Origin of the sequence: uncultured Campylobacter sp., assembly GCF_937890585.1 — a bacterium.
Classification (GTDB): domain Bacteria; phylum Campylobacterota; class Campylobacteria; order Campylobacterales; family Campylobacteraceae; genus Campylobacter_A.
Genome location: NZ_CALACG010000107.1, coordinates 1 through 7706 on the forward strand (window position 1 = coordinate 1; position 7706 = coordinate 7706).

A 7706-nucleotide genomic window follows, 5' to 3' on the forward strand; every position below is an offset into this window, starting at 1 on the left:
TCTCTTATCATCACACGCTCTCTAGCCGTCACATAAGCGTTCCAGTCGGCCTCATCCTCTTCGTGCATGTTCTCTATCTTTGCTAGCCTCTCATCCTGCGCCCTTAGATAAAGGCTCAAATTTCTCTTTGGAAAGATAGGCATCGCAATCCTTGCGTAGTAAATTTCATCTTTTTTAAATTTATCTTCGCTTATTTTTATATGTGTAAAGCCGATCTCATCGATATCTGCGCTCTCTTTTAGTGGCAGATACTGCTTGTGCTCATTTTTTATATAATCACTAAGCGCGTCGATCTTTCTATGAAGCTCGATGACAAGCGTTAGCAAGACTTGGTCGCTCTCTTTGGTCTCGCCGCGTGATTTGGCTCGCTTTAGCCACGCTCCAAGCGCATCTTCATCGCCTGGCAATATAGAGTTAAATTCTCTTAAAAATTTCTCGTCCCCCGAGCTATCGCACTCATAAACCATGCTAAGAGGCGCTTTAAAAAGCCTTACTTCGCTCATAATACGCTTATCCAAACAAAGATAAAAAATAAAATTCCCAAGTAGCCATTTAGTGTGAAAAACGCCCTGTCTATCTTACTAAAGTCACGCCTTACGATCCTATGCTCGAAAAATAAGATCACGCCACTTACCACAATGCCAAAAAACGCCATCGCCCCAAGTCCAGCCGCCCAAGCAAAAAGTAGCCAGAGTATAAAAGCTAAGGCGTGAAAAATAGCTGATAAAAAGAGTGTCGCCTTGTCGCCATATATCGCTGGTATGCTAAAGAGCTTGTTTTCTTGGTCAAATTTAATATCCTGCAGCGAGTAAAGCAGGTCAAATCCAGCCACCCAAAATGTCACACCAAGGCAAAGTAGGACGCTCCAAAGCGGTATGGCAGCGCTTACTGCGACCACGCCAGCGATAGGAGCAAGTCCAAGACTAAGGCCTAGCACCAAGTGCGCTAGCTCGCTAAAGCGCTTAAATAGCGAGTATCCGCCAAGCACGGCAAGGATAGGGAAGCTTAGCCAAAATGCGAGCGAATTTACAAAATAAGCGCAGATGATAAAGATAAGCGCGTTTGCTGCGATGAAAAGCTGCATATTGCCCTTGCCGATGCGCCCATCTACGCTTGGACGGCTTGCGGTGCGTGGGTTTAGCTTGTCGATGTCTTCGTCTTGGTATCTGTTAAACGCCATGGCGAAATTTCTAGCGCTGACTGCGCAAAGAGTGCCTAAAATAAGCAGTTTAAAGCCAAACCAAGCCGAGCCATTTTCTATCTTGCTCGCAACTATCATCGCCACAAAGATAAAGGGCAGGGCAAAAACCGAGTGCTTAAAAACGATGAGTTCTGCGATATCTTTTAGCTTTTTGATCATATAAATTTCCATCTTTTTAAAAAGTGTCTGATTTTACACCATTTTGCTTTAAATCTAAATTTATATTATCATTGCGAGAGTAATTTAAAATAAAGGGTTATGATGAGTAAAATAGCGATTATCGGAGATAGTTTTAGTGCGTTGTTTACGGCGTTTGAGCTAGCTAAAAAGGGTGAGGAAATTTTAGTTATTAGTAGCCAAAAAGATGAGTTTGAAAGCGGAATTTTAACCCCATTTAACACCCCAGCGCTCGCAAGAGATGGAGCGATATCTAGCTCGTTTTTGGGGCTAGTTAGTAAAAAAAGCGAGCTTGATATAGCGCTTTGCCTAAATGAAAACTTTAGGGCTTGGATGGCGAATTTTACGCTTAAATCAACAAAGGCTCACGATAAAAAGATGAGAATTTTGTTTAAGAAATTTGGACAAAAGAGCTTTGAAATTTTAAAAGAGCTAAACGAAAAATATCCGCAGATAAAATTTGAAAAAAGTGGCGTTTATCTCATCTTTAGCGAGGATGAGAGCTTTAAAAAGAGGCTTGATGAGACAAGGGTCGCTGATAGCGAGCAAGAAATTTTAAGCGTGGATAGTGAGCTAGCAAATTTTGGTCTGATAAATAAAAACATAAAAGGTGTGCTAAATTTAAGCAAAAACGCAAGTATCGACACAGGTGAGCTAAAAAAGGCGCTTGTTAGCGAGCTAAATGAGCTTGGAGCGCAGTTTATAAATGATGAAATTTATGAGCTAAAAACGCAGAGGCAAGCCGTGCAAAAGGCTGTTGGCAGTGCTGGCGAATACGAGGCTGATAGCTTTGTCGTGGCTAGTAGAAATTTGGAGCTTTCAAGCAAGCTTGGGACAAATTTAAGCGCCATTTTGGCTAAATTTTACACGATCGACCTTGTGCTAAGCGAGGGTCAGATCCCTAAAAAACCGATCATTTTAAATGATATGTTTGCCAAAATTTATCCAACCAAAAATGGCGTCACGATCATCACAAATTTACAAGTGGGCGCGATCGATACGCTCGTTAAAACAGAAAAGATCAACGCATTTTTAAACGAGCTAAAAAGGCACCTTGGCATAAGCGAGCTAAAAGAGCCTAGTTTTAGGGCAAATTTCGTGCTTCTTAGCTCAAACGACAAGCCAGCGATCGGACGTGATGAGACCTATCAAAATTTACTCTATAACCAAGCGTACGGGCTAAATGAACTAAGCTTTGCACCGCACTTTGCAGGCGTTTTGGCTGATCTTATAAAAGAGGGCAAAAGCAACGAAGATAGCGATGAAATTTTACTTTTTAGCTCACTTTACGAGGGCTAAATTTGTTTAAAGAGCTCGCGCTAATTGGCACCACAGCAAGCGGTAAGAGCGATCTAGCCTTTGAGCTAGCAAAGGAATTTAATGGCGTCATCTTAAGCCTTGACTCACTCGCACTTTATAAAGAGATAGATATCGCTAGCGCAAAGCCAAAGCCTTGGCAGCTAGAGGTTGTGAGGCACTTTGGGGTGGATGAAATTTACCCTGATGAGGATTTTAGCGTTGGGGCGTTTTTTGAAATTTACAAAAACGCAAAGGAATTTGCGCTCTCACAAGGCTGTCCGCTCATCATCACAGGCGGGAGCGGCTTTTATCTAAAGGCGATGCTTCGCGGTCTTGCACCAGACGTGCCAAAATGCGAGATAAATTTAAGCAACGAGGAAATTTACGAGCTAGCTTTACAAAACGACCCTGAGTTTGCAGGCAAATTTAGCCAAAACGACTCTTATCGCCTCGAAAAATGGTATCAAATTTATAAATTTAGCGGCCAAATCCCAAGCGTTTGGTTAAAGCAAAATACCAAAGAGAGTGTCATAAAAGAGCTTGCGATATTTGAAATTTTATGGGATAAAGAGGAGCTTAGAGCTCGCATCGCAAAGCGAACGAAAAATATGCTAGGTGAGGGCTTGATAGATGAGGCAAAGTTTTTATTTGACAAGTATAAAAGCGAGCCAAAGCCTTTAAAATCAATAGGTCTAAAGGAGTGCAAGCAGTTTTTGGAGGGTGAAATTTCAAAAAGTGAGCTAGAAACGCTCATCGCCACGCATACAGCCCAGCTTGCTAAGCGTCAGCGAACCTTTAATAGATCGCAGTTTGAGAAGAAATTTGTTGGCGACTTGGCGCAGACTAGAAGTGAAATTTTGAAGTTTTTAAAAGGTTAAATTTAAATTGTCTAGGTGGTAAATTTAATTTAGCAGGGGGGGCGAACAGCTCCAAAAGAAGCCGTTCGATAAATTTATATAGGCATGACCCTGATTTTTGGGCTTAGGCTCTCTTGTAAGACATTTTCTATCGCATAAAGCGTGCCAGTCGAGCCGCTCGCACAGCCAGAGCAAGCGCCAAGATAGCGGATATAAACGTCGATATTTTCGCCATTATCGTTTCTGATGTCTATGATCTCTAAATTTCCGCCGTCCATCATAAGCATCGGGCGGATCTCTTTATCGATGATCGACTCGATCGCTTTTAGCTGGCCAACCATCGTCATGCTCTCAAAGCTAACGTCGCTAAGTGTGTTGTTTGCTTGAGCATTTGCCTGAGCTTCGAGCCTCTCTTGCTCCATCTCAGCCCTCGTATCGCGTAAGATATCAACTAGATAATAATCTTTTTTCTCGTGTCCGCCAGGTCTAACGCATGATTTACAAAATGCGCCTGCTTTGGTGTATTGCGTGATCTCCTCAACTGTGTGAAGGTCGTTTAGTCTTATCACCTCTTTGATCGTGCCAAGGCTCACTCTAGCGCACTCGCAAACGATGATCTCATCTTCAAAGTGCTCTGGGTCTATGCCCTTGTAGCTTGCAGCAGCTGCCTTGATAACGTCATACGCCATAACCGAGCAGTGCATCTTTTGAGGTGGCACAGCTGGAGTATCTGGGTTGTCACGCATAGCTCTTTCGACATCAAGGTTTGTGATCTTAACCGCCTCATCGACTGTTTTGCCGATGCAAAGCTCAGCCATCGTATCAGAGCTAGCTATAGCCGTACCACAGCCAAAGCTTTTAAATTTAGCGTCTATTATCTTGTCAGTTTTCTCATCAACGAGCCAGTAAAGCCTTACCGCATCACCGCAGCTTTCCGCGCCAAAGTCAGCGATGATGAGCTTTGCGTTTGCTTTTTTGGCGTCTTCTTCGGTTAGCTCGCCCATGAATTTAGGATTATTCATCCTATCTTGCACTACCTTTGAGTATTCATCCCAGATAGAGCCGCCGATTAAGTTATTTTTTGCCATGTTTTTCCTTTAAATTTTATAATCCACTCTTATGCCACTCTGGGGCGTATGCAAATGTGCTTGAGATGCCTCTTAGCCTATTTACAGCCTTTGTTATCTGCTCGATCGCGTAGTCGATCTCTTCTTCTGTGTTAAACCTAGAAAGTGAGAGTCTAAGTGCGGTGTGGGCTAGCTCTTTGTCAGCGCCTATAGCCTCCATGATAGGGTTGCTCTCAAGCGTCTCGCTCGCACAGGCAGAGCCAGTAGATGCCGCTATGCCAGCTCTATTTAGATCCCAAAGCATAGCCTCACCCTCGACACCTTTGATAGAGGCTAGGATAGTGTTTGGCACGCGTTGATTTTTTTTACCAACGACGCTAACGTCAGGAATTTGCAGTAGCGCATCTTCTAGCTTGTCACGCAAACGGCGAACATGCGAATGCTCGTAATCCATAAATTTATTTGCTAGTTCAAGCGCCTTGCCCATGCCAACGATACCTGGTACATCAAGTGTGCCGCTTCTGCGTCCGCCCATGTGTTCGCCGCCGTGAAGCAAGCTGCTTAGTGGCATGCTATTTTTTATAAATAACGCTCCAACGCCCTTTGGTCCGTGAAATTTATGCGCTGAAAAGCTTAGGAAATCAACGTCTAGGTCTTGAACATCTATCTTTATCTTACCGACTGCCTGCACGGCATCAGTGTGAAATAATGCGCCGTATTCGTGGGCGACTTTGGCAAGCTCTTTTATAGGAAATATCATGCCAGTTTCGTTGTTTGCGCTCATTATGGCGACAAGTGCGACATTTTCGTCCATGACAGCCCTTAGCTGCTCTGGAGTAACGATACCGTCGCTATTTACGTCTAAAACCGTAAGCTCCACGCCATGCTTTTCTAGAAATTTACAAGTTGCCAAAATGGCTGGATGCTCGACTGCGGTTGTTACGATGCGTTTTTTCTCGCCAGTTGCGATCTTATCAAAGTAGATGCCTTTTACTACCCAGTTGTTGCTCTCGGTCGCACATGAGGTAACGACGATGTCATCGCTATCTTTTGCATTTAGTCCAGCGTAGAGCTGATCTAGTGCTGTTCTTAGTGCTGGGTGGGTCTCTGAGCCAAATTTGTGTAGGGAGTTTGGATTGCCGTATTTTTCGCAAAAAAACGGCTTCATAAGTTCAAAAGCTTCTGGATCAACCATCGTTGTGGCGTTATTGTCTAAATATACTCTCAAATTTAAAACCTTAATTCGGATAAAAAATATCCCTTTTATTTTTGATGGGATATTATAACAAAAAATTAAAAAAGATATATTTAATAATTATATGAATTTAAAATTATATAGTTTATCAGTAAAGGAAGGATTGAAAATGTCCAAAATAATAGATACTCATACACATATTTATGATGAGCAGTTTCAGGAAGATTTTGACGATGTTATGAAAAATATAGAGGAACAGATGGAAGGAATTGTAAGTATTGGCTTCGATATGGAAAGTTCATTGAAAAGTATAGAACTTGCAAATAAATATGATTTTATTCATGCAGTGATTGGAATACATCCTGTAGATATTAAAAAATATAACGCTGAAGTCGACAAGGAACTGGAAAGATTGGCACTGAGTGAAAAAAAGGTTGTTGCAATAGGGGAAATAGGGCTTGACTATCATTGGATGGAAGATCCGGAAGAAGTGCAGAAGGAAGGATTCAGAAGGCAGATAGAACTTGCTGAAAGAGTGAAATTGCCGATAGTGATTCATACAAGGGAAGCATTACAGGATACACTTGATATTTTAAAGGAATATCCAAATGTAGGAGGAATACTTCACTGCTATCCTGGATCTTTTCAGGCGGCAAAGCCTTTTCTTGACAGATACTATATAGGAGTAGGCGGAACAGTTACTTTTAAGAATAACAGAAAAACAAAGGAACTGGTAAAAGAGTTGCCTCTTGATAAGATAGTTCTTGAGACAGACTGCCCTTATTTGACTCCTGTACCTTTCAGAGGAAAGAGGAATCAGCCTGTCTATACAAAGTATGTTGCTGAAGAAATAGCGGCAATAAAGGGATTTTCTGTAGAGGAAGTAATAAAAGTTACGACTGAAAATGCCAAGAAAATATATAATCTGTAGATTGAAGGAGAAATGATGAAAATATATGGAATAGGAACTGATATCATTGAAATAAGCAGGATAAGGGAAGCTATTAACAGAACTTCATCATTTAAAAGGAAAGTTTATACTGAAAAGGAAATAGAATACATAGAAAAGAAGAAGGAGCCCTATGCCAGTTATGCCGGAAGATTTGCCGCAAAAGAGGCAGTTTCAAAAGCACTTGGAACAGGTGTGAGGGGCTTTTCTTTAAATGATGTGGAAATACTTAATGATGAGCTGGGGAAGCCCACTGTTACCCTTTACAATAATCTTCTAAATCATGCAGAAGACCTTAAAATACAGATAAGTATTTCACATAGCAGGGAATATGCCGTTTCTACTGTTATTATCTATAAAGAATAAAAAAATGAAAGAAAAAATTTTGAATATATTGAATATAAAATTGATGAAAAAGACAGCAACTGAAAATCTATAAGGAGAAATTTAAATGAAGAATCACAAAATCAAGGGATATCTGAAAAATAAAATGTTTGAAGTTGAAATTGATTTGAAAAATGTAAAAAATAGTAGCAGTTTTTTTAAGGAAATGGATGATGTTTTTCATTTTCCTCCTTATTTTAGAAAAAACTCATATGATTCCCTAAATGACTGTATGAGAGATTTAAGCTGGATAGAAGAAGATGAGATTATTATTATTTTTAAAAATTTAAAATTCTTAAAGGAAAGAAATGAAAAGTTGTTTTTAGATATATCTGCTTCTTTAGAATTATATAGGGATTTCTGGGATAACAGTGTAAATTCAAAAAATAATGTAAGGATTATTATAGAGTAAATTTTTAAAGGGTTATCATGAATATTGAAATAATAAAAAAGGGGAAAATAATGATTGTAAAAAAGATTTTCTCCTTATTTTAGAATAAAATCTAATAATACTTAAGATTAAAGGAATTATTCACTTTTCAAATACAAATCATAAAAATCAGAATAATACAAATGC

Annotated in this window: 9 protein-coding genes; 5 read left to right on the forward strand and 4 right to left on the reverse strand. The window is 40.2% G+C overall.

What is annotated here, in order from left to right; translation table 11 throughout:
• The coding region (locus Q0296_RS03000) for a hypothetical protein (RefSeq protein WP_298036371.1) at window positions 1-503 on the reverse strand (503 nt) is incomplete at its 3' end.
• Window positions 500-1372, reverse strand: a complete 873-nt coding sequence (gene mqnP / locus Q0296_RS03005) for a menaquinone biosynthesis prenyltransferase MqnP (RefSeq protein WP_103571712.1) — start codon at window positions 1370-1372, stop codon at window positions 500-502. The genes mqnP and Q0296_RS03000, both read right to left, overlap by 4 nt.
• A 90-nt stretch (window positions 1373-1462) precedes the next feature.
• Between mqnP and Q0296_RS03010 the strand changes: the two genes are divergently transcribed.
• Window positions 1463-2677 carry an FAD-dependent oxidoreductase gene (locus tag Q0296_RS03010; protein WP_298036377.1) on the forward strand — a complete coding sequence of 405 codons (1215 nt, stop codon included), beginning with the start codon at window positions 1463-1465 and terminating at the stop codon, window positions 2675-2677.
• A 2-nt stretch (window positions 2678-2679) separates the two neighbouring features.
• Window positions 2680-3555, forward strand: a complete 876-nt coding sequence (gene miaA, locus Q0296_RS03015; RefSeq protein WP_298036380.1) for a tRNA (adenosine(37)-N6)-dimethylallyltransferase MiaA — start codon at window positions 2680-2682, stop codon at window positions 3553-3555.
• 74 nt (window positions 3556-3629) lie between these two features.
• Here the strand turns inward: miaA and Q0296_RS03020 are convergent, their stop codons facing one another.
• Both Q0296_RS03020 and Q0296_RS03025 read right to left on the reverse strand, forming a co-directional pair.
• Window positions 3630-4622: an iron-sulfur cluster assembly scaffold protein gene (locus Q0296_RS03020; protein ID WP_103594411.1), complete on the reverse strand. Its 993-nt coding sequence runs from the start codon at window positions 4620-4622 to the stop codon at window positions 3630-3632.
• A gap of 16 nt (window positions 4623-4638) precedes the next feature.
• Entirely contained in the window at window positions 4639-5829 is a 1191-nt protein-coding gene (locus Q0296_RS03025) for a NifS family cysteine desulfurase (RefSeq protein ID WP_298036387.1), read from the reverse strand.
• Window positions 5830-5965: 136 nt separating this feature from the next.
• On the opposite strand from Q0296_RS03025, the gene Q0296_RS03030 reads away from it, so the two are divergent.
• From Q0296_RS03030 to Q0296_RS03040, 3 genes are all read left to right on the forward strand, one after another.
• Window positions 5966-6727, forward strand: a complete 762-nt coding sequence (locus Q0296_RS03030) for a TatD family hydrolase (protein ID WP_298036390.1) — start codon at window positions 5966-5968, stop codon at window positions 6725-6727.
• 15 nt (window positions 6728-6742) lie between these two features.
• Window positions 6743-7111: a holo-ACP synthase gene (gene acpS, locus Q0296_RS03035; RefSeq protein WP_298036392.1), complete on the forward strand. Its 369-nt coding sequence runs from the start codon at window positions 6743-6745 to the stop codon at window positions 7109-7111.
• An 85-nt stretch (window positions 7112-7196) separates the two neighbouring features.
• On the forward strand, window positions 7197-7541 hold the full coding sequence (locus Q0296_RS03040) for a barstar family protein (RefSeq protein ID WP_298036394.1): 345 nt from the start codon (window positions 7197-7199) through the stop codon (window positions 7539-7541).
• Window positions 7542-7706: the final 165 nt, after the last annotated feature.

Bases quoted from the DNA above. Each gene is read 5' to 3' on its own strand.
- Q0296_RS03010 (WP_298036377.1), top strand. From the start codon at position 1,463: ATGAGTAAAATAGCGATTATCGGAGATAGTTTTAGTGCGTTGTTTACG.
- mqnP (WP_103571712.1), bottom strand. From the start codon at position 1,372: ATGGAAATTTATATGATCAAAAAGCTAAAAGATATCGCAGAACTCATC.
- Q0296_RS03040 (WP_298036394.1), top strand. From the start codon at position 7,197: ATGAAGAATCACAAAATCAAGGGATATCTGAAAAATAAAATGTTTGAA.
- Q0296_RS03020 (WP_103594411.1), bottom strand. From the start codon at position 4,622: ATGGCAAAAAATAACTTAATCGGCGGCTCTATCTGGGATGAATACTCA.
- acpS (WP_298036392.1), top strand. From the start codon at position 6,743: ATGAAAATATATGGAATAGGAACTGATATCATTGAAATAAGCAGGATA.
- Q0296_RS03030 (WP_298036390.1), top strand. From the start codon at position 5,966: ATGTCCAAAATAATAGATACTCATACACATATTTATGATGAGCAGTTT.